We start from the raw sequence: 1,259 nt of genomic DNA on the forward strand, positions 1-1,259 counted from the left end.
ATGCCGCCAGCAGCTACGGTATTGCCTTCAGCGGCTTGAGCACGATCAATGCCCTGGATGGCAGTGACAGTGTGATCGGTGCCGATGGTGCCAACTGGATCTTAACCGGCACCAGCAAACAAGCCAGTAACAGCAGTATTACCTTCTCCAATGTAGAGTCCCTCACTGCAGTCAATGCCAATCTGCTGGGTACCAGTGGCACAGATGCATTTGTGCTGCAATCCGGTGGGGATGTTGCGGTTTACGACCTGACCGTGAGTGGTATGTCCGCTGTTGATGGCCAGGGTGGCGATGACAGCCTGAATGCCAGCGCCTATAGCGATGGCCTGACCCTGACCGGCACCAACAATCAGGTGGCCGCGGGCTCCCTGACCTTCGACGGCATTGTCAGTGCGGTGACTGCAGCACTGACCGGTACCGATAATGCCGATAGCTTTGTGGTGGATGGCAGCAATGCCGCCAGCAGCTACGGTATCGCCTTCAGCGGCTTGAGCACGATCAATGCCCTGGATGGCAGTGACAGTGTGATCGGTGCCGATGGTGCCAACTGGATCTTAACCGGCACCAGCAAACAAGCCAGTAACAGCAGTATTACCTTCTCCAATGTAGAGTCCCTCACCGCGGTCAATGCCAATCTGCTGGGCACAGCGAGTGTAGATGCCTTCACCCTGCAATCGAATGGGGATGTTGCGGTTTACGACCTGACCGTGAGTGGTATGTCTGCAGTGGACGGCAATGGCGGCGATGACAGCCTGAATGCCAGCGCCTATAGCGATGGCCTGACCCTGACCGGCACCAACAATCAGGTGGCCGCGGGCTCCCTGACCTTCGACGGCATTGTCAGTGCGGTGACTGCAGCACTGACCGGTACCGATAATGCCGATAGCTTTGTGGTGGATGGCAGCAATGCCGCCAGCAGCTACGGTATCGCCTTCAGCGGCTTGAGCACGATCAATGCCCTGGATGGCAGTGACAGTGTGACCGGTGCCGATGGTGCCAACTGGATCTTAACCGGCACCAGCAAACAAGCCAGCAACAGCAGTATTACCTTCTCCAATGTAGAGTCCCTCACCGCGGTCAATGCCAATCTGCTGGGCACCAGTGGCACAGATGCATTTGTGCTGCAATCCGGTGGGGATGTTGCGGTTTACGACCTGACCGTGAGTGGTATGTCTGCAGTGGACGGCAATGGCGGCGATGACAGCCTGAATGCCAGCGCCTATAGCGATGGCCTGACCCTGACCGGCACCAACAATCAG

At 57.3% G+C, this 1,259-nt stretch carries 1 protein-coding gene; it reads left to right on the forward strand.

Annotation, left to right across the window (positions count from 1 at the left end):
• A partial coding sequence (locus tag ABWV76_RS22010) for a hypothetical protein (RefSeq protein WP_353377298.1) occupies nt 1-1,259 on the forward strand: 1,259 nt, incomplete at both ends.

The organism is Microbulbifer sp. NBRC 101763 (assembly GCF_040371615.1).
In the GTDB taxonomy this organism is placed as follows: Bacteria; Pseudomonadota; Gammaproteobacteria; order Pseudomonadales; family Cellvibrionaceae; genus Microbulbifer; species Microbulbifer variabilis.